Below are 20,861 nucleotides of genomic sequence, written 5' to 3' on the forward strand. Positions count from 1 at the left end.
CCTTAATTTCCATATTGGGATGCTGGATTAGCGCTAGGGCACGATCGGCATGGGGACAGGGCAGGCCCTAGTGCAAAGGTAGTACCGCGTCTTAGCTCGGGCTTGTCGACGAAGCGGCCTTCCGACGCGTACGACGCTTTTTCCTCGGAGCCGGCAAGTTACCGGTCGCGCGCAAGTGCGCAACGTGGTCCGCCAAAGCGTCGATAAGATGTGGAACATCGGCAACTTCAGGGACGACGTCGACACGCAGCCCAACCTCTTCCGCTGCCGCTTTCGCCATCGGCCCAATACACGCAATGATCGTACGCTGATGTGGTTTACCAGCGATTCCTACAAGGTTGCGGACGGTCGATCCGGACGTGAACGCCACCGCATCGAAACCACCAGTTTTGATCATGTCGCGGGTTTCCGCCGACGGCGGGGCTGCGCGCACAGTCCGGTAGGCCACCACGTCATCGACTTCCCAGCCCAGCGCCTCCAGGCCTTCCACCAAGGCGTCGCCAGCAATGTCTGCACGTGGTAGGAGCACACGGCCCACGGCGTCGATATCTTCCACATACGGTGGGAACGATTCCACCAGACCATGGGCATTTTGCGCATCGGCTTTCGGCAGGGCCTCGGGCACCATGCCCTTCTCGCGGATCGCTTCTGCGGTTTTTCCTCCCACAGCAGCCAGGTGCACACCTGCAAAATCGCGGGCATCCAAACCCAAGTCAGCAATTTTGTCCCACACAACCTTGACCGCATTCACACTGGTGAACACGACCCACTTATAACGGCCCTCCACGATGCCTTTGATCGCGCGATCCATCTGGGCTGGGTTGCGCGGCGGCTCCACAGAAATCGTCGGCACTAATTGTGGAATGGCACCATAGGACGCCAGCTGTGCTGACATGGGGCCTGCTTGTTCCTTCGTGCGTGGCACAAGTACCCGCCACCCATACAGCGGACGATTTTCCCACCACGAATACTTGGACCGATCATCGAAACTGCGCCCCAACGTCACCACCAAGGTCCCGTCGAGTTCAGCGTTCAGCTTGCCCAACGTTTCCAGGGTGGCCTCGTAAGTGCGCTGCAACCGGGTGGTTCCGTTAACCGTCACGAACGCGGGGGTATCGACGCTCATCCCACGAGCTGTGAGTTCCTCGGCGATCGTCGGGAGTTCCGAGGCAAATGTTTGCAGCACGATGGGCTGGGTTGCCACAGATAGTTGATCCCAGTCGACGTCGCCGTCAGTCATGTCGGCTTCGGTGTAGGTTGAGCCCAATGCCAACCCCGCGAACGACGGCACGGTGGATGGCAATGACATACCGGGCACGACTTGGAATTCCATGCCCGCAGCGCTAACGGCAGAAATTTCTGCCAGAATCGTTTCTCGGTTCAATGGATTTCCGGCGACCAAGCGGATGACGTCGCTGCCCTCGGCGTCTGTTAATGCAGAGCGCAACTGCTCTACAACTTGTTCAGAGCCGGCAAATTCCCGAATATCTGCAGCCGTGGGAGCCGCTGGGCGCGGCGGTTTCCTGCGTGCACCCTGGGCTTTCGCTTCAGCACACAGGCGAGCATATTCTTGCTCTGCGGCATCCAGTTTCTCCTGCGGCACGGGCAGTGCCGAGCCAACAACTTCACGTACTCCGGCAAGCACTTGCGAGTCGGCGACCGCAATGGCGTTGTACGCGAGCACTTCCCTAGCGCGAACTGTCAGAAGGTCCGGGTTGCCGGGTCCGGCGCCGACGAACACCACTTTGCCTTGGTGTGCGACGGAGGGGGCGTTACTCATATAGACCTTTTCTACGCGCGGTCACGGACAGAAAACAAAAATAAATCACGACGAGGCGCCATCACCTGTGGTTTTTGCCCTTAACCGGACCCAAACCGATGACAGCACAATATCGTGTGGTAGTACCAGCTTAAAGTAGACGCTGTAAAACTAAAAAACAAACGGATTAGTCAGGGTTCACTCGCCAGTTAGGTCCAGGCCACGAGTAGATGCTGTTTAGGATTCGCCCAACAGCTCCGCAGCTCCGTCGGCAAGCAACGTCTGGGAAATTTCTTCACCGATTGCAATCGGATCGGTGCCACTGGCAGTGGCAAGCAACCGCTTGCTCCCATCCAATGCAAACACCCCACCGTGTGCCGTAATAATCCCGGTTTCTGCGGCAAACGTGGAATAGGCAGCCACCGGCGCGGTACAGCCGGCTTCCAACCGGTTAAGAACCACCCGCTCTGCCAATGCGCAATCCCGGTCAACCGCGCTGGTGAGCTTGTCGACGACCGCAACTACCTCTGCATCATCTGCGCGCACTTCCACAGCCAGGGCACCCTGCGCCGGAGCCGGCATGACTTCATCCGCGGCAAAAACCTGCGTTGCTTTGTCCTGGTAACCGTTGCGAATTAGTCCTGCATAGGCCAAAACCACTGCATCGAGTTCGCCATCATCGATCTTGCCCATGCGGGTTTCGATATTGCCACGCAACGGCCGAATATCCAGATCCGGACGCAATGCCAACAGCTGCGAGATCCTCCGAGGTGCCGAGGTACCAACACGCGCACCTTCTGGCAATTGATCTAGGTTCATACCATCACGCGCAATGAGTGCTTCTCGGTTGTCTGCGCGTTTCGGGATCACCAGGTGGAATCGTTCGTCGGCAGCCGTCGGCAAGTCCTTAAACGAATGTACTGCCACGTCACACTGTCCGGCAGCCAACGCCTCGCGCAGCTTTTGGGTGAAGACGCCAACCCCAATCCGCTCGACTGGCGCCATATTCACATCGCCTTCAGTCTTGACGATCTTCAGCTCCGCCTGCGCACCGGCCGCAATAATCCAGTCTCGGACATGCCCAGCCTGTGTGGTGGCCAGTTTCGAGCCACGAGTACCGATCTGCAACATGTTCTACTCCTTAGATGTGTCAAGAACTCTCTAGTGATAGTTTGCTAGGTCTAGCCCGCTAGCTCTGATGAGGCGGCTGGTGAAAACCGGTAGACGTGGAAAATTTGTTTGCAGCCGACGTCTCAGCTCCTGAATTACTGCTATTGCTGTTATTGCTGCCCATCGCAATGACTTCTTGTACCGACGGCAACTCATTTGCATCTACCGAAACCGGGCTACCGTCGATTTCCAAACCAAACATCTCTTGTAGCGCGGTTTCGTGGCTGACAGCGCCGGATTCCGCAGCCAACTTTTTCGCTCGCACTGTAGGCTCGTGCAACAACTTGTCGACGGCCCGCCTAATCGCGACCTGCACTTGCGCGAAGTCATCATCTGACATGTTTGGGCGACGTTGCCGCAGCCGCGCCATTTCGCATTCCACCACCCCCGCGGCGTGTTTACGCAGAGCCGAAACTGCCGGCACCACCTCACGCACGCGCTGTTCTGAGGCAAAGGACTGGAGCTCCTCACGCACGATCCGCTTGGCGTCCTGGTGTCCGATTGTGGTGTCTTCTTCGCTTTGCGACGTCAACGACTGGTGCAACCGCTCAATATTTACCAGGTCTACCCCTGGAAGATCTGCCGTATCGTCAGCGATATCCCGCGGCAACGACAGATCAATCAAAACGACGTGGTCGCGTCGTACCTCAGGGAAAGATGCCCGCTCGACAGTGTAGTTATCGGCACCGGTTGCCGAGACAATGATGTCTACCTCCCCGTATGCCCTATAGCGGTCTGTAAAATCCACGGCTTCTGCTCGTACTCCGGCCTGATGCGCGTGGTCTACAAGGTTGTCGGCACGCTCGCGCGTCCGGTTGGCAACGATAATCTTGTCGACGCCCAGTCGGCCCAAATGCGTTGCAGCGAGCGAAGCCATGGCCCCGGCTCCTAATACCAAAGCGGTACGGCCGATCAACAGGGGCTCGTCGGCACGATTCACGTTCGATGTCGTCCGGGAGGCCACAGTGTCAGCCGTGTTGTCAGCCATAGTGTCAGTGGATTGGTTGGCAGTGGACTGGTGAGCTGTACCTACAGACTTTTCCAGAGAAAGGTCCATGTACTGCAGGGCTTCGTTTAATGCCACCGTCACCATGGACGCACCGGCTTCGTCGATATCAGTTTCAGTGTGCACCCTTTTACCTGCACGTAACGCAGATTGGGCAAGGGCATGAAGAGTTTTCCCGGCAGTGTTTGCGGCGACTGCTCGCTGGTAGGCCTGGCGCACTTGGCCGATGATCTGTTGCTCACCAACCACCATCGAATCCAGACCCGAGGCAACAACCATCATGTGCTCAGCGGCAGCATCCGCATACCGCACATAGAGATAGCTGCGGAGTTCATCGATATCGATCCCCGAAACTCGATGCAGCACCTCCACCACATCCTGTACGCCCGAGTGGAATGAATTGGTGACGCAATAGACCTCAAGGCGGTTACAGGTCGAAATAATCATCGCCTCAGTCAACGACGGGGTGGCTACAAGCGCGGCAGCTGTCTCCTCGCGTTGCATGCCATCCACGCTCAGTCGCTCCAATAAAGCGACCGGAGCCGAACGATGGGACATTCCCACGACGAGCACGCTCACATTTTCCTCCGCTATCTCGTTAACTCAGCTATTACAGTTCCGTGCACCCTTGGCTTAGCGTAACGCTGGACTGAAGGTTTCAGCATTAGGCTTCCATTCAAGCACTCAAGCACTCAAGAACTTCACGACCAATTCTTGCCATCGTATCAACCAAAAGGATAGTCCCGGGGGCCACCGAAAGCAGAATCGTGTGTCACTGCGGCTTTACCGGCCCCATCCTTTTTGTCCGCTACTTCTATCGCAGCTTAAAAATTGCGTCAGATGCTTATCGACGTTTTATGCCTCTGTCCGCAGTCTCTGGATCAGCCTCTGTGATCAACCACAGCCATCAGCCTCTTTGGTCAGCCGCAGCCTTTGGGCCAACCCTGACCTTAGGGTTATTCAGCTAAGGCCTGCTGTAATTCCTCATTATCAACTTCCCAACACGAAAATTCCTCGTCGTCGAGAACTACGACTGGAACACGATCGCCGAATTCCATAGCCAACTCAGCATCATCATCAACGTTGCGGACCACGAAACTCGCTCCAGCGGCAGCAACAATTGGTGCTATCTGATCACGGACGCGAACACACGACCCACAATTCGTGCGGACCATAAGCTCTACCGCATGCGCTGAATTGGCTTCATCACGCACCTGGCGGAAAGTTCTTTCTTCGGCGACACTTGACGAAGAATCTGGCACAGGCTCAGTGGTCCCAGCATTCCTTGGCCCTGCATTCGTTGTCCCCACATCCGTACTAGCATCTGCGGGCACTGCACGTCGTACGGGATATTCCATGTTTCAACCCACCTTCCTCGGTCAATGATTTTCTCGTATGCTGGCCTCGCATGGTGGCCTCGTTTGGCGGCTTTCTCGTATTGTAGGGCAGTTCTTGTAGGGCGGTTTGCATAAACGGGTAGTCTTTAAACCGTGAATTTCTTGTCTGATCCTGACGGTGGCGGGCTGAACTCGGCAGAAGATTTCCTCGCAGAATGGTCTGCTAGTCGCGGAAACCTTCGACGTTTTTTGGAAAACACGGTAATGCCGCCGTTGGACGAGGCACATCAGCAAGAAGCTGGCGAAGCAGCCGCCGCTAATGCAATCAATGAAGCCTTCGGCATCGAACTCCCCGACTTCGACTCGGGCGTAGCTTCAGTTTCGGGTTCGGTGGAAGCCGCAGGAAGCTTCAAGCTCACACAACCGGATCCGGATATCCCACAGGACACCGGCGCAGCAGCATTTTTTGATGTTGACAACACGCTGATCCAGGGCTCTTCTTTGGTGGTTTTAGCCATGGGGTTGGCGCGGAAACGTTTTTTCCGTCTGCGAGACATCGCGCCCATCGCCTGGAAGCAAATTAAATACCGCGTTACAGGCTCAGAAAACATCTCGGATGTTGCTGACGGGCGTGAATTGGCGCTGGAATTCATCAAAGGCCGCACGGTTGAAGAACTCAATGACATTTGCCAGGAAATCGTCGATTCGCGAGTAGCAGATAAGGCTTATCCGGCTACTCGCGAGCTAGCGAACAAGCACCTCGCCGCTGGTCAGCAGGTATGGCTTGTAACAGCAACCCCGGTGCAGCTGGCGCAGATTCTGGCCCAACGCTTCGGTTTCACGGGTGCACTGGGCACTGTTCCAGAGGTGAAGGATGGCAAATTCACCGGCCGCTTGGTAGGCGATATTTTGCACGGCCCGGGTAAAAAACATGCCGTTGCGGCTTTGGCAGCGATGGAAAAACTCGACCTGGAGCGCTGCACAGCCTATTCTGATTCGATTAATGACATCCCCATGCTGACGATGGTGGGCACAGCCGTCGCTATTAATCCAGATCGCGATCTGCGCAAGGAAGCCGAATCCCGTGGGTGGCAAGTCAACGACTACCGCTCACTACGCAAAGCCGTCCGCTCGTTCGGCCTGCCTGCCTTGGTCACCGCACTGTTTTCTTATGGTGCGTACGGCGGTTGGAAAATCTGGGGCCCATCGAAGAAGTAGCGCCACACCAATTCCTCCTGGCCAACTCCTGTCTCCTGTCAAACAATTCGTGCTAGCGCAACCCTGCTAGCGCAACCCTGCTTTGCCCCAAGCTGTGGATAACTCCTTTTATCCACAGCTTTTTCCGATTCTCACCACTTCTGTCTGTGGGCACCGCTTTAACCCCATTAGCGTGATGCCCATGTCACCACTTCAAAAATTACTTGGACCATCAACAAAGCCGAAAAAACAAAACTCACACAACCGCCCCGCACATCTGCGTAATCAACAACGAGAGGATGCTTGGCGACGCATTGCCGATATTGCATCTATCCTCGCAAAGTTAGACTCAGAGCTGGCGGATCTTGCCGACGAACTAGCCCAGTCCAGAAGCAAGCATTTGGACCATCGATCCACTATTGCCCGGGCACTCGAATACCTCGCAGAAGCTGTCTCCGCGCGTCGGTCCAGCGAAATCTCGCTTGCCTGGTGTGCTGAACGCAGCGAAGTGGGCAGGCTGGTTGGAACGACCACCTCGCGCGGTTTTTATACCAAGCAGCTGGGATATTCCACATCTCACGCCAATACCATGAGAACCCGCGCAAAGACCGCCTATGGGCATATCCACATCGCAGAATACGATCCGGACGACGACGTCGCCGACGAAGAAACGAGCAATCAACGCTCGAAACGCATGCGCCGGGCAAAAAATAAGTTGTGTCAGGAACAACACGCGCAGTCCGAGGCCCGTCGGCTTACGCGCAAAATTTCGACGGATAAAGTCGATGCCATCGATCGGGAGCTGCGCCATCTGAATGACACGGCTGTTCCTGGCAAACATCGCGTACGTCTGGAGTCTATGCAGGAGGCTCTCAACGGGCGCGACTGCGCCGACCTATCGCAGTGGTGCAGGGAACGAATCCGAAATGCTAACAATCACCCAGATGCGCACTCTAGCCCAGCCAAGAAACGCGCTTCGCGTGCGTCGGCACGCTCCAAACGCTATATCTCGCAACCCCGTGAGCTGCCCAACGGGATGATGAACTTCGGGATTACCACCGATTCGGCATATTCGGCCCGCTTTGATGCAATTCGTGCAAAAGCAACCCGTGTCTGGAAAGCACGACAGGCAGATGCCACGATCACCGAAACGCGGACTCAGTCGCAGTTCATCCATGATTACTTCATGGACGCGATCTTTGGTCCAACTCCGAATCTTGCAGAAGCACACGCTACCGCATCTTCCCGGATTCCGGTTCGTGCATCGAGTTCAGAACCACATACACAACCAGATGTATCCACCGGGGCGGCTGTAACCACGTCACGGCCGCAGCCGTCGGGAAGCGTTTCTGCACAATTGGTACTCGTCGGCACTATCAACGATTACCTAAATATGGGACCGAAAACGCAATTCCAGACGGATACAGGAGCTACGCTGACCCCCGCTGAAATAATGCAACTGGGGATTTCTGAGTGTCACCTCGGAATCACCGACAACCGGCGGGCACAGCTCCTCGATGCGGGGACGGTACGAAACATGTCGCAGGTCCAACGAGCTTTTCTGACTGCGATGCAACTGGTGTGTAGCCATCCAGATTGCTCAGAACCCGCGGCGAATTGTGAAGGTCACCATATCGCTGCCTATGCCCAGGGTGGGAAAACAGACTTCGAAAACCTGACCCTTCTGTGCTCTTATCATCACCGAGCAAACAACGACCAGCGTGATGGCAAGAAAAATATGGGCCACATGGTGCGGCAAGAGGACACACATGTCGTCGGCAAGTACAACCCCGAAACGGGCAGCATTGAAATCAACCGCACTATTGCCGCAGGTAAAGCCCCGGCGCGACGTCTAATTGCACAAGACAATGGGCCTGTGGAAAGCGCACATTCTCACAGAGCAGCCTAAGCATTCGGATACAGACCTAAGCATTCGGAGGAATTCGTAGTCAGGCCTAGGCTTGGTCGAGAGGTGCCTTGTCTCGAGGGTCCTTGTCTCGAGGTTTTGTCTATTACCCCTCTATTACCCCGAGGTTTCCCTCAGTTCTTAGACTCCAGGAAGACTTACGAGTACACAAAATCCCTGTGGCAAACCGGCAACTAGGATCCATCCATCTCACAAAGATGCAGGATCCTCATCGGCTCCACAGGGTGCGTGCTGGTAGCCAGGGCTTTTCGACCTGACTCCAACTGAATAATTCGGGCTAGTTTACTTACCCAATTTACGACGCTGGACGCGAGTACGACGCAGCATCTTGCGGTGCTTCTTCTTGGACATGCGCTTACGGCGCTTCTTAATGACTGAACCCATGGTCAGTACCCTCAATTCTTAGTTGATATGTGTACAAACTGCCGACACTAATGCTCAACACTTTAGCGATTGTCAAGAAGCTTACCCAAATCTGTACAGACGTACAGATCCGACGCACTTTCCGAACCAATGAATACTAGCCGCTTGATCATCAGAAATGACCACGCGAAAGCCAATCTTTCAGTTGCGAAAAGCGCCAATCGCTACCGCGCTAAGGCCGTGTAAAACTTACCCAACCTCGTAGATAGAAGAGTTCAGGTATTCGTTCACGGCTTCTTCGTGAACGCGGAAAGAACGTCCCACGCGAACAGCCGGCAAATCACCAGCGTGCACGAGGCGGTAGACAGTCATCTTTGAGACGCGCATCATCTCCGCGACCTCGGCAATGGTCAGAAACGTTCCCTTGTCTTCATGTGCCATATATATCTCACCCTTCAGCTCGTAGTGCGCTGCAGGCTTCCCCTCCCGCAGGACTTCACACGCACGTGCTCAAACCAGTCTAGCGTGTCACTTGTGACTATTGCGACTCACCCCTACACATTATTCCCACCTTTCGCTTAACCTCCCCCAAATATCAGCTGAAACCTGAGATTCAGTGGTTGCGACTATCAGCTGAAACCAGAAAGCCGGTCCTTGCGGATTCCATCAGATTACGAGGATGCACGAAAGGGAGAATCTCGCTCAGATCCTAACGCCGCGCGTGTTCCCAGCACCGTTCGCGGCCGCTGCGTTCAGGCCTAGCCCTCACCCTTTGCCTATTACCTCTCTCCCCAGCCCCTCTCCCCCGGCCCTACGTTCCAGAAATTAGAAAGCCGTCGTACTACACCGCCACCACGACGTTATCTATGGTGCACGGTAAGTACGACGGCGTTGTGTCCGCAACGAACAACCCAGCAGCCAACCAACCGCTGATTAATTGGCTGCGGCCTTATTGGGTGAAACTTTCAGCCAAATTAGCCAAGTTCCTTCGACCGGTTTGCACATGCTTCTGCAGCGCGGAAGAACATCCCCCGCAAGCCGGATTCTTCTAGTTCGCGGAGAGCATGCACGGTGGTGCCACCTGGGGATGAAACGTTCTGGCGAAGCGTCGCTGGATCGCGTCCTGAATCAGTCAGCATCTTGCCTGCACCGTGCGCCGCATTGGTAGCCAATTTCTCGGCAACGTCACGCTTCAATCCCAGCTGCACACCAGCATCGATGAGTGCCTCAGTAACCAAGAAATAATACGCTGGTGACGATCCCGACATCGCCGTCACCGCATCCATATTGGATTCTTCGACGATGACAACCTCACCCACTGCCTCGAGCAATTCCGAAACACCCGACATCTGCTCGTCGGAAACACTTGTTCCCGGTGCTGCAGCGTTGGTGCCTTTACCCACCAGCATCGGGGTATTTGGCATAACTCGCACCACTGGCACGCCGTTGCCCGCAGCCTTCTCCATTGCCTCGAGGGTCAGTCCCGCGGCCATGGAAACTGCTACGGTCTTATCCCCCCGGGCTTGCAACGTCTCAGAGACATCTTCCAAAAGGTCGATGATGTGGTAGGGCTTGACGCACAAGAACGCATAATCTGCATCTTTGATAGCAGCGTCATTGTCCGAAGTGGTGTTCACACCGTAATTATCTTGGAAATACTTGGACTTATCCGCGCTACGGTTAGTGACGGTAATGGACTTTGGGTCGTAATCAGAGGCAATAAGACCGGAAACTAGCGCTTCGCCGATCTGACCTCCGCCTAAAACTGCAATGTTAGTCATGCAATCTACGATGCCAGAAAGCAAAACCCCTAGCCACCGCACTGGGGCAGACTAGGGATTTCACTATTATTCAAGGTCATCGTCACGAACGCGTCGGTCGGATTATTCGAGGTCGTCTTCTCCACGAGCTCCCCTGCCGGAACCAACGAAAGCGCTAGAGCACCAACACCGCCGGGCCAAAAGTGAGCAACAAGCCAACGATGACAGCCAGGGTCATCGACAAGCCATCTCGTTCTGTCCGAAGCGCATGAACGATACCCGCCATAACACCGGTAACCCCCACCGCCAACGCCGCAACCAGGTAATTGTTGAGCGCATCCCAGAGCATCTCGAAGCCTTTGAAAACGACCACACCGAGGACAATCCCTGCCAATGCCAGCAAAATCACCGCAACGGGGTTCATACCTTCGCCCTCGGAGACGGATTCATCCTGGTCGTCGAGATCAGCACCGCCTGCATAAACTGGGGCGTGCTCATGGCGCCTGGCTACTGCATCTTGTGCGGCGCTATCAGGAACGCTCTGGATTTCCGAGGTATCGTCGTCTGCTTGCCGACGCTCACGTGTGCTTGCCGACGCCGTTCCACCCTGTTTTGCCGTATTCGATGGTGAATCGGTGACTTTCGGAATCTCGCCGGTCGACTCGGCATCCTGCTGTTTACTGCTTGCCGCTTGGTTCGAGTCGCTCTTATCGGTGACACGAGAAATCTCAGCGGTCTCGTCTGCAGCGGGACTGGTCTGTGCACCCCGCTTAGTTGCAGATTTAGTTGCAGCACTCTTGTCGACGCTTGGTTCTTGCTGGGTCGCCTTGTTTGCTGGTTTGCCCTGTACCGATGTCGATTCAGGCGCAGGCGTGCCGGGCTTTGCGGTCGGTTGCCCGGCATTTGTTTGTGCTGGTTCGGCGGCTTTGTTGGCCGAGCTGGAGGCCTTGTTGCCCGAAGCCTGATCGTCTGCCTTCCGACCAACGGTGACGGTCTTCGATTTCTTCCGAACGACGGTTTGCCCCGAGGGGCTCTGTGGAGCATTCGCCGCGGCTTTGTGCTGAACATTCGGCGCCGCTTTTTGCGGGGCTTTTGGTTCAGCCTTCGACTCAGCTGGCGACACAGTCTTCGATTCAGCCTTCGACGCAGTTTCTTTCGCAGCCTTCGTCGCGTTTCCAACCTTCTCCGCGTTCTCAACCTGCCGCGAGCCTCGCGACCCCTGCGAGGCCCGCGAACCCTGCGAACCCTGCCCGTCCGGCTCGTCGATAGGCGAACCATGCTTCGATTCCTTGGGCTTAGCTTTCACCTTCGGGAACGACCCGGTCAGCTCCGCAACAGAGACACCACCGCCGTCTTCCATGCTGCGGCGACGACGTCGACGTGGCTTTTCCGAGCCCTCTTTGCCAGAACGTGCCCGGCCACCGCTTGTGCCGTCGGCATCGCTATCTTCTTTCCCGGCGCGAGCCAACAATTCCGCGACTGTCAATTGTTTGTCGTCAGACATGCTGTTTCTCCCTATTCCAGTCCTTTATCAATGCGACGCAGAATTACGCCTTCGCGCAGTGCCCAAGGGCAGATCTCGAGTTCGTCGATTCCTAATGCTCGCATACTAGCCTCTGCAACCAAAGCACCGGCAACAATTTGATGCGAACGGTCACTGCTCACGCCCTCGAGTTCGGCACGGTCAGAAGCAGTCATTCGGGAGATAAACGCGATCAACTGGCGCAGACCCGGTGCGGTCAGGCTCCGCCGTACATATGGTCCTGCCGACGAAGGCGCGGCACCTGTCAGACGAGCCAATGACCGGATTGTCTTCGAGGTTCCCACTGCAATCCCGGGATCACCGTAGGCCCGAATCTCTGCGGTGACTTCCTTGAGTTCAGCATCGATGTAATCACGCAGGGTGTTGATCTTTTTCTTGCCCGGCGGGTCGGTGTCAAACCAGTTGTAGGTCAACCGGCCAGCACCCAAGTCCAACGAGCTGGCAACATCTGGGTGCTCATCAGTGCCCGTACACAGTTCCAGCGAGCCTCCACCGATATCGATGTTAGTGATCCGCCCGGCTGACCAGCCATACCACCGGCGTACCGCCAGGAACGTCAGCCTGCCTTCGTCCTCACCAGACAAAATCTCCAGACGCACGCCGGTGTGTTTTTCTACCTCGTCCAGTACATAAGCGGAATTGGTGGCGGAACGGATCGCAGACGTCGCAAAGGGCATGAACTCGTCGCAGCCGAGTTTGTTGGCGAGTTCTTTGGCTTCCCCAACAGCCGAGATGAGCTTTTTCAGCCCACGTTCGTGGATATTGCCGTCAGCATCGAGCTGCTCCACCAGCTTCAGGGAGGTCTTCCAATCACTCATGGGAGTGGGCCGGCCACCGTTGCGGACATCTACTGCTACTAGGTGGACAGTGTTGCTGCCCACGTCAATTACACCTAATCGCACACGTCTAGCCTAAACGGTCTACGGTGTCTAAGTGTGAATCACGCTCAGTCTTCTTCTGTTTTCCTTGGTTTTCCTGCAAGCTCGCCGGCCGGCAAGTCTATTCGTGCTGGCCGGGAGGTGGCCCCGGATTTCGCTCGGGAGTGGTTCGAATTCACCAACCCGGATGATCCGGAGCACGTCTTTTCCATCGATCTGACCTGGGTGGAGTCCCATTACAGCTGTAAGTTCGGCACCTCGGATTGTTTCGGCATCCGCGAAGGCATCACCGACGTGGCCTGTTGCACCCATGGGGCGTTTCTTGCCGACGAAACCGACCAAGATCAGCTTTTCGACGCCGTCCGCGAGATGCCTGCGAAGTATTGGCAGCTGCGCCCGAGCAATACCGAGGAGCACTTGTCGGGAGTAGCGCCAGCTGGCGAGTTGGAGCCGTGGCTGGTGTGGGACGAGGAAGAAAACGACGACGGAGAGATGGAGCCTTCGTTAAAAACGCGCACTGTCGACGGCGGCTGTATCTTCGCGAATCGTCACGGCTGGGGAACTGGCGCAGGTTGCGCGCTGCACCAATGGGCGGTGGCCGAAGGTGAGGAGTTGACCGTCGTCAAGCCGGAGGTGTGTTGGCAGGTGCCGATTCGTCGACATGAGGATTATGAAACCCGCAGCGACGATGTGGAAATTTTGCGCACGGTGATCAGTGAATACGACCGGCGCGCCTGGGGCAATGGCGGCGAAGAGTTTGATTGGTGGTGTTCGTCAGCGCCGCAGTGCCATACGACGACGGATCCGTTGTGGAAAACCCACCGGGAGGAATTGGTCGCAGTGATGGGCCAGCGCAATTACGAAATCTTGGCCAGCCATTGTCAGTTGCGGGACGAGGCTCGCGCTGCAGGTGTGGACCTGCCGCAGCACCCGGCTACCCGGGAGGCGGCGAATAACCGGGGCGCAGAAAATTAGGCGGCAAACGAATAGACCCCGGGCAGCGAGACCGGGGCAATTGGGGCCCGGAAACTAGGCCCGGAGAATTAGGCGTCGAATTTGTAGCCCAGCCCGCGCACAGTCACCAGGTGGGATGGGCGGGATGGTTCCGGCTCAATCTTGGAGCGCAGACGTTTCACATGCACGTCGATCGTTTTGGTGTCGCCGATGTAGTCCGAGCCCCAGATGCGGTCAATGAGTTGCCCGCGGGTCAACACACGGCCCGCGTTTTCCAGCAGGTACTCCAGCAGGTGGAATTCTTTCAGGGGCATCGGCACAGCTTCACCGTCGACATAAACAATGTGGCGGTCGACGTCCATGCGCACGCGTCCACTTTCCAGGATGTTTTCAGACGCCCCCTCGGCTGCCGGTTCGCTAGTACTAGCATCAGCCCCGCGGCGCAGTACGGCCCGGATGCGGGCGGTTAATTCGCGGGCGGAATACGGTTTGGTCACGTAGTCGTCGGCACCAAGCTCCAGCCCCAAGACCTTGTCAATTTCGGAATCACGTGCGGTCACCATGATGATCGGTACCTGGGATGTAGTCCGGATCTTCTTGCACACCTCAGTGCCCGACATGCCCGGCAGCATCAGATCCAGCAACACGATGTCGACGTGCTCGGATTGGAACGTCGACAAGGCACTCGGGCCATCGGTTGCCGTCAGAGTGTCAAAGCCTTCCTTGCGAAGTAGGAATGCCAGGGGGTCGGCTAACGACTCTTCATCTTCAACGATCAAAACAGTAGCCATGGGGCCTTGTCCTTTTTGTACTTCGGGTCGATTATGTGCTTCGGTCGATTACGCTTGCTGGTCCACTCTGAATTGTGCAGCCACACTGCCATACAGCCACACAGCCACAAGCATGGTCATGCCTGGTCGCGCAGGCTGATGTGACTTAAACGATGGTTTCTGTCACATCGCTCATCCTATATCACGGCTTAATCAAGTCCTGAACTTGTGGAACGGCCAGTCTCCAAATCCTGGTCGGTCTCTATTGTTTCACCCTTATACCTCGGCAACGCCAACGTAAATGTGGTGCCTTCACCCAGCTCAGAACGCAGACTAATTTTGCCGCCGTGGTTCGCAATAACGTGTTTCACGATCGCCAACCCCAGCCCAGTGCCGCCGGTCTGCCGCGAACGCGCCTTGTCTACACGGAAAAATCGCTCAAAAACGCGTTCCTGATCCGCAGCAGCGATACCAATCCCCTGGTCAGAAACGTGGATACACACTTCATCCGCGGAGGCCTCCTCCCAGCTGATGGTGACTGGGGTGGCATCTGGGGAATAGTTAATGGCATTCGAGACCAAGTTAGATACCGCCGTGACCAACAAGTTCCGATTTCCGGCGACGAAAACCCCGGCCGCAGATGTTTCCCCCTCCGGGGTGCGCAATTCGATGCCGTGATTCTCCGCGGCCATCTGGTTACGCACGATCGCAGCACTGATGACGTCACCGACAGACACCTGCTCGATCTCCGGCAGGGCTTCTGCCCCCTGCAGCTTGGACAAAGAAATCAGCTCGTTGACCATATCGGCCATACGCGTGGCCTCGCGCTGCAGCTGCTTTCCAAAATGCTCCACGTGCTCTGGATCATCAGGCGATCCCAATAACGCCTCCGCCAACAACGCCATGCCACCGACCGGAGTTTTCAGTTCATGTGAGACATTGGCGACGAAATCTCGCCGCGCGGATTCCATACGCACGTTTTCCGATTCATCTGTGCCGTAGACGATCACAAACCTGTCGTCGACAAGCGTGAGTGGCTTGACCAATGCGCGCACGTTCGAAATCCGATTGCCGGTACGACGCTTCGGTATCGCGAGCTCGAGCAGCCGGTTTTCTTTTTCCTCGTCGTCAAAAACGCTCGCAGCCACCTGCCAGACCTGCTTGTCGACGGTCCGAGCATGCACCAACGCCATGTCGTGCGCCCGCGCGTTCGACAACATGACATCCCCATCACGGTCAAGGACAACAATGCCAGTCGGCGAACTTTGGATCACCAGATGCAGCATCTGGCCGACGGTCACAACCTGGTTGGATTCCAGCATTGGCGCATGTGTTGCATCCGCATTCGACGTCGTCTCCGCATGCGCACTAGCCGCCGCAGCAGTGCTAGCAGTAGCAGCCACGTTGTCCATCCCCTGGAAAGACTGGTGCTGGTACTTGTGCTGGTGCGGATACTGCTGGTGGTACTGCTGCTGCGGGTACTGATCCTCTCCCCACAACTGCGCCCCGCCCGTACGCTGCTGCGCCTGCTCAGACCGGTGCACTCGGGGTAATTTCGACTTCTTCGCCTGGCGCCCGCGACGCTTCTGCTGCGCGCGTTCGACGAGACGAGCGCCAACGTAGCTGGACTGTCGTGCACGCCAGAAAGCCGCAACCCCAAGCACCAGGATCACGGCGATAACTAGCACCGTCACAGCGACGGTAAGCAGGACAATGTGCGCAGTAGTCACGGGGATTACTTGGCCTGGTCCTGGGCAGCCTGTTTCTGGCCAGCCTGATCCTGGCCCGGTTGTCCCTGACCCAATTGTCCCTGGTTAGCCACAGCGGCAGCACCCGCCTGGGCGGCCTCTGGATCCAGATAATCGCCACCCGGGTTCACAATGCTGCCGTCGGCAGCAAATTCGTACACCAATGGCATGCCGGTCGGGATGTTGAGCCCAGCGATGTCTTCATCAGAAATCTGATCCAAGTGCTTGACCAACGCGCGCAGCGAATTTCCGTGCGCAGCCAACAACACGGTCTGGCCGTCCCGCAGGCGTGGCAAGATCTCCGATTCGAAGTACGGGATTGCACGAGCCACGACGTCTTTCAAGCACTCGGTGCGGGGCGGGTTTTCCACATCCGCATAGCGCGGGTCGCCAGCTTGGGAGTACTGGGAGTCGTCGGCAAGCTCCGGTGGCGGGGTGTCGTAGGAACGACGCCAGGACATGAATTGGTCCTCGCCGTACTTGTCGCGGGTTTCTGCCTTGTTCAACCCCTGCAAGGCACCGTAGTGGCGCTCGTTGATGCGCCAGTTCCGCACAACCGGGATCCAGTGGCGATTAGCCGCAGACAGGGCGATGTTTGCCGAACGGATCGCGCGGCGCAGCAACGAGGTGTACACAATTTCTGGTTTCAACCCGGCGGTGGCAATCAACTCACCGGCCCGGCGCGCCTCGTTTTCACCGCGGGCAGTCAGATCCACATCCACCCAGCCGGTGAACTGGTTGGATTCGTTCCAGGTGGATTGGCCGTGGCGCAGCAAGATGAGCTTGCCGTTGGCAGAATTCGGTTCAGAATTAGGTCCAGTCATAGCTTCTAGCATGCCACGGACAACCCGCTAATTGCCGCTGGCTTGCCGGTTTCGCAACCCGGATGCACCGTCAGCACTCGCAATCGCATCCTGGAATACCCCCACTAGCCGGTCGGCAGCCGCCGCCCACGAAAACTGCGCGGCATGCCCCACCGCGGCCTGCCCCATCTGGACGCGGCGTTCGTCGTCGTCCAGCAAATCTGCCAGCACATCGGCCCAATCGGCCGGGTCGTGCCCGTCGACAAGCACGCCCGTCTGTCCATCGGCAACGGCAATCGGCAGGCCACCGACCCGCGCGGCCACCACCGGGGTGCCGCACGCCTGCGCCTCCATGGGAACGAGGCCGAATGATTCGTTGTAACTCGGCACCGCGATCAGGTCGGCAGCTTGATACACCGCCACCAGCTCTTCCGGCGGGCGGGTATCAATGAACCGGATACACTTGGCGACGCCCAGTTCACGGGCAAGATTGTGGTAATAATCCGGGCTGGCTGCGCTTCCCGACGGGCCGCCGCAGATCACCACTCGTAGGCACCGGTCAGGCTCGCGGCGGAACAGCTCGGCGGTAGCGCGGATGAGCACCTCGGGGCCTTTGAATTTCTGTAAACGGCCTACAAACGCGACAACCTTCGTGTGTAGTGGGATGCCGAGTTCGCGTCGGGAGCGCTCTGTGTTGCGGTCTGTGCCCGGGGTAAACAGTTCTAGATCAGCACCTGGCGGAACCACCACGATCTTGGATGGTTCGGCATCATAGTGGCCAATGAGGTCGCGGGCTTCTTCGTCGGTGTTGACGACGAGAGTGTCGGCGTTGTCGACGAGTTGCTGTTCGCAGATACGGCGGGCCTCGGATTCAGCGGTATCATCCGCCGAGCGATAGGCGTTTTTCACCGCCGCAAGCGTGTGGGCGGTGTGGACGAGGCTGATGCCCCACAGGTCGCGCAGCAACCAGCCAACCTGGCCGGAGAGCCAATAGTGGGAGTGGATCGCATCATACGGCGCGTGGCAGGGAGCGTAGCCAGTACGGGACTCCTGCTTGGCCGCCGGCTGGGATTCTTTATTGACGAACTGCACGATGCCCCCGGTAAAAGCAACGAGCTGCGTCGGCAACGATTCTTTTTCTAGCCCGACATAAGGGCCCGCGATGATGTTAATAACGCGGAGGTTTTCGGCAAGGTGCATGACCTCCGGCTGGGAGGATCGGGTGGCGCGGGTGAAGATATCGACGCCAATACCCTGTTTCGCGAGCTGGCGGGCGATATTTAAGACGTAGACGTTCATGCCCCCGGCATCGCCGATTCCCGGCTGCTCGATGGGTGAGGTGTGCATAGAGATCATGGCGATGCGCATACTTGCATCCTAAAGATACTGGCGTGCTGCAGCAGAACTGGAGCTTATATAGGTCGCGACCTAGAACAATAATCCCAGCGTGACCGCTAAACCTCACGCATGTCGATATCCCTGGTTTCTCGCATGCAGAACACCGCGATCAAGGTAATGCCCGTGACCACCGCGAGGTAGATACCCACACCCGAATCGTTTCGTTAGATACTTATAATCCCAACCCCACGCCCAAACAACTTGGCACGTTCTCACGAGACGCCCAATTCTGGTGCTACCGTCTGGCTTGCTGAGTGCATCGACATGCTGCCCGCAGAATGCGAACCTCAACTAAACGGACGCCGCTGCCCTTCACATCCTGTTTTTGGGATAGCCCAGATTTTCCCATCTACCCCAACGGAACAAAACCCAGGACACTTCACCATCGCAAAGTCAGGCGTACAGTGAATAGACGTATCTCCCTCAAACATTCTCATCAACAACAAACTAGAGATTAAAGCCATAGATTTCGAAATCATTAGTGATGAACGGGGGACCAGCTATTATGGTCTCCATCCAGTCTTTCAAGAGCAAGCTCCTACCCCAAGAGAATTAGCGAGCTTATTGCGCGGAAGTCTATCGGCACTGATCCAAAATTAATGGCATAGCACCTGGAGCACATCATGTTCACATTACTGCATCAATAGATCTCATTTGACACACCGCAAGTTGCGGCGGGTCAAGAGGTTGACCCGTGAGAATTACCCATTTCGGAAATCCGACGCTGGGTTCATGCTGCGTGCGTGGGCTTTCAGTCGCGGTTGTCAAACATTGAGAGACACGATGCAGGATTATAAGACTTCTGATCAAAAATTTTGGACCATCGTACGCAAGAACCATCCTGACTATCTACGGTGGTTCTTCGCTGATACAGCAAGCGCCTTGGGGGCATCCCTCGTGGCTATCCCTATTTCACTTGCGAGCTACTACCTCACTGGAAGCCTAAGTCAAGCGGGAGTGATTGGAGCCGCAAGCTCGGCAGGCTCGATGATCATGACGATCCCAGCCGGGATGATTATCGATCGTTTTAACAAGAAAAAGTTACTTCTCTTCTACGGGCTGAGCCAAATTGGTATCTGGTCAACCTTCTCGCTACTGCTTTACTTGGGCAAATTCAATTTCCCACTTTTGTTCTTCTTTAGCCTGTTTGCAGGAATGATTACAGGCACGTTCGGAGGCCTGACCAACGCCATTTTGAGATTCATCATTCCTGAGAATTTGCTTGTTCAAGCGCAAGGCCGTAACCAAACTCGAGACAACATTATCTGGATGCTCGGACTCCCTTTAGGAGGCTTTCTCTACGGCCTAGCCCCGGTTATTCCCTTCATTGCACAAACGTTGTGTGGGTTGGGTCCGCTTTATGCTTCAAGAACCATCAGTACGGACCTGGGGAAGAAAAACAGTGAGCAACGGTATTCGTTTAGACAGTTCTGGTCCGATAGTAAATATTCTTTGGCTTGGATTTGGAAATATCCGAGGCTTCGAACAATCTTCAGCATCGATATCTTCTCCAACTTCGCCAACTTTTTCCTCATCGCGTCCATTGACCTATGGCTGGCATACCTCAAAGTTGATGGTTGGATAATCGGCCTCACCTCAGCCATGTTCGCCCTTGGAATGATTGTTGGAGGGCTTCTTCAAGACCGCCTCATCAAGCAATTGCCAGGAAGAAACATCATCCGAGCAACGATGTTTTGGGAGCTACTGTGGTATTTGTTGCTCCTTGTATTTTCTCAGTATTGGCCGTTTATCGCAGTTGCAGCATTTTTCATCGTAGTTCCCTCCATTGCCTGCAACTCATATTCCGGAGGACTGCTTGCGTTATCAGCGCCTCCCGAAAAAATAGGAAAATGCTCGGCAGGAGCGCGTCTGATGATGGGATTGCTACCAATCATCGCCTCCGCCAGCGCGGGTATATTTCTCGCTGCAATTGGTTTTCAGGCAAGCATGGCACTATGCGCTCTGTGCTCGGTTATCTCCTGTTTGATAGCGGCAAGTTCAGTCCTGCGCACACTGCCTAAAGCATCCGATTTCAATTTGCTCCCCGTATGCGAGTAAGTCCCAAGGGCCTTTGTCACTGACGTGTCTTCCCGATGGATCGCTGGGGAGGCACTACCGAACTCGATGCGACCGAGGCTTTGCTGCTGCAGGCGTTGAACCAGGCAATCGTGTGCGCCAAGGAAACAACGGGCTTGATTCACCATTGTGACCACGGCTCACAAGGTGGATTCAATTGGTTGTCGCAACA

Annotated in this window: 17 protein-coding genes; 4 read left to right on the forward strand and 13 right to left on the reverse strand. The window is 56.2% G+C overall.

The features are described 5' to 3' along the window. Nucleotides 1-91: 91 nt before the first annotated feature. From ACP8MI_RS09395 to ACP8MI_RS09410, 4 genes are all read right to left on the reverse strand, one after another. Nucleotides 92-1,780 (reverse strand): uroporphyrinogen-III synthase, encoded by a 1,689-nt coding sequence (locus ACP8MI_RS09395; protein ID WP_018121367.1) that lies wholly within the window; start codon nucleotides 1,778-1,780, stop codon nucleotides 92-94. 216 nt (nucleotides 1,781-1,996) lie between these two features. Beyond that, entirely contained in the window at nucleotides 1,997-2,890 is an 894-nt protein-coding gene (gene hemC / locus ACP8MI_RS09400) for a hydroxymethylbilane synthase (protein WP_049150273.1), read from the reverse strand. Nucleotides 2,891-2,948: 58 nt separating this feature from the next. Continuing rightward, the gene (locus tag ACP8MI_RS09405; protein WP_081604978.1) at nucleotides 2,949-4,514 is read right to left on the reverse strand and encodes a glutamyl-tRNA reductase; all 1,566 of its coding nucleotides are present in this window, start codon (nucleotides 4,512-4,514) and stop codon (nucleotides 2,949-2,951) included. 377 nt (nucleotides 4,515-4,891) lie between these two features. Beyond that, a complete protein-coding gene (locus ACP8MI_RS09410; RefSeq protein WP_039734244.1) occupies nucleotides 4,892-5,110 on the reverse strand; it encodes a glutaredoxin family protein in 219 nt (72 codons plus the stop codon). A gap of 426 nt (nucleotides 5,111-5,536) precedes the next feature. On the opposite strand from ACP8MI_RS09410, the gene ACP8MI_RS09415 reads away from it, so the two are divergent. Further along, the gene (locus ACP8MI_RS09415) at nucleotides 5,537-6,490 is read left to right on the forward strand and encodes an HAD-IB family hydrolase (RefSeq protein ID WP_018121371.1); all 954 of its coding nucleotides are present in this window, start codon (nucleotides 5,537-5,539) and stop codon (nucleotides 6,488-6,490) included. A 181-nt stretch (nucleotides 6,491-6,671) separates the two neighbouring features. Continuing rightward, nucleotides 6,672-8,378, forward strand: a complete 1,707-nt coding sequence (locus ACP8MI_RS09420) for an HNH endonuclease signature motif containing protein (RefSeq protein WP_249606067.1) — start codon at nucleotides 6,672-6,674, stop codon at nucleotides 8,376-8,378. A 300-nt stretch (nucleotides 8,379-8,678) separates the two neighbouring features. Here the strand turns inward: ACP8MI_RS09420 and ACP8MI_RS09425 are convergent, their stop codons facing one another. The 5 genes from ACP8MI_RS09425 to ACP8MI_RS09445 form a co-directional block, all read right to left on the reverse strand. Next, nucleotides 8,679-8,780, reverse strand: a complete 102-nt coding sequence (locus ACP8MI_RS09425; RefSeq protein ID WP_003855542.1) for a 30S ribosomal protein bS22 — start codon at nucleotides 8,778-8,780, stop codon at nucleotides 8,679-8,681. Nucleotides 8,781-9,008: 228 nt separating this feature from the next. Continuing rightward, complete coding sequence (locus ACP8MI_RS09430; RefSeq protein ID WP_018121373.1) at nucleotides 9,009-9,200, reverse strand: helix-turn-helix domain-containing protein; 192 nt, start codon at nucleotides 9,198-9,200, stop codon at nucleotides 9,009-9,011. Between the two features lie 533 nt (nucleotides 9,201-9,733). Next, complete coding sequence (gene proC / locus ACP8MI_RS09435) at nucleotides 9,734-10,540, reverse strand: pyrroline-5-carboxylate reductase (RefSeq protein ID WP_049150268.1); 807 nt, start codon at nucleotides 10,538-10,540, stop codon at nucleotides 9,734-9,736. A gap of 154 nt (nucleotides 10,541-10,694) precedes the next feature. After that, the gene (locus tag ACP8MI_RS09440) at nucleotides 10,695-12,023 is read right to left on the reverse strand and encodes an Rv0497 family membrane protein (protein ID WP_284572256.1); all 1,329 of its coding nucleotides are present in this window, start codon (nucleotides 12,021-12,023) and stop codon (nucleotides 10,695-10,697) included. Between the two features lie 11 nt (nucleotides 12,024-12,034). Continuing rightward, a complete protein-coding gene (locus ACP8MI_RS09445; protein ID WP_082150594.1) occupies nucleotides 12,035-12,964 on the reverse strand; it encodes a Ppx/GppA family phosphatase in 930 nt (309 codons plus the stop codon). Between the two features lie 33 nt (nucleotides 12,965-12,997). Here ACP8MI_RS09445 and ACP8MI_RS09450 point away from each other — a divergent pair, with 33 nt between their 5' ends. Next, nucleotides 12,998-13,915 carry a DUF3109 family protein gene (locus ACP8MI_RS09450; RefSeq protein ID WP_049150262.1) on the forward strand — a complete coding sequence of 306 codons (918 nt, stop codon included), beginning with the start codon at nucleotides 12,998-13,000 and terminating at the stop codon, nucleotides 13,913-13,915. A gap of 68 nt (nucleotides 13,916-13,983) precedes the next feature. Here the strand turns inward: ACP8MI_RS09450 and ACP8MI_RS09455 are convergent, their stop codons facing one another. The 4 genes from ACP8MI_RS09455 to mshA form a co-directional block, all read right to left on the reverse strand. Next, a complete protein-coding gene (locus tag ACP8MI_RS09455) occupies nucleotides 13,984-14,685 on the reverse strand; it encodes a response regulator transcription factor (RefSeq protein WP_049150261.1) in 702 nt (233 codons plus the stop codon). Nucleotides 14,686-14,873: 188 nt separating this feature from the next. Next, entirely contained in the window at nucleotides 14,874-16,076 is a 1,203-nt protein-coding gene (locus tag ACP8MI_RS09460; RefSeq protein WP_375544320.1) for a sensor histidine kinase, read from the reverse strand. A 323-nt stretch (nucleotides 16,077-16,399) separates the two neighbouring features. Further along, the gene (locus tag ACP8MI_RS09465; protein WP_049150259.1) at nucleotides 16,400-17,236 is read right to left on the reverse strand and encodes a phosphoglyceromutase; all 837 of its coding nucleotides are present in this window, start codon (nucleotides 17,234-17,236) and stop codon (nucleotides 16,400-16,402) included. Between the two features lie 27 nt (nucleotides 17,237-17,263). Further along, nucleotides 17,264-18,583, reverse strand: a complete 1,320-nt coding sequence (gene mshA / locus ACP8MI_RS09470; RefSeq protein ID WP_049150257.1) for a D-inositol-3-phosphate glycosyltransferase — start codon at nucleotides 18,581-18,583, stop codon at nucleotides 17,264-17,266. An 813-nt stretch (nucleotides 18,584-19,396) separates the two neighbouring features. On the opposite strand from mshA, the gene ACP8MI_RS09475 reads away from it, so the two are divergent. After that, complete coding sequence (locus ACP8MI_RS09475) at nucleotides 19,397-20,671, forward strand: MFS transporter (protein ID WP_239212305.1); 1,275 nt, start codon at nucleotides 19,397-19,399, stop codon at nucleotides 20,669-20,671. Nucleotides 20,672-20,861 lie beyond the last annotated feature (190 nt).

The sequence above is a fragment of the Corynebacterium sp. LaCa_70 genome, from assembly GCF_058182015.1.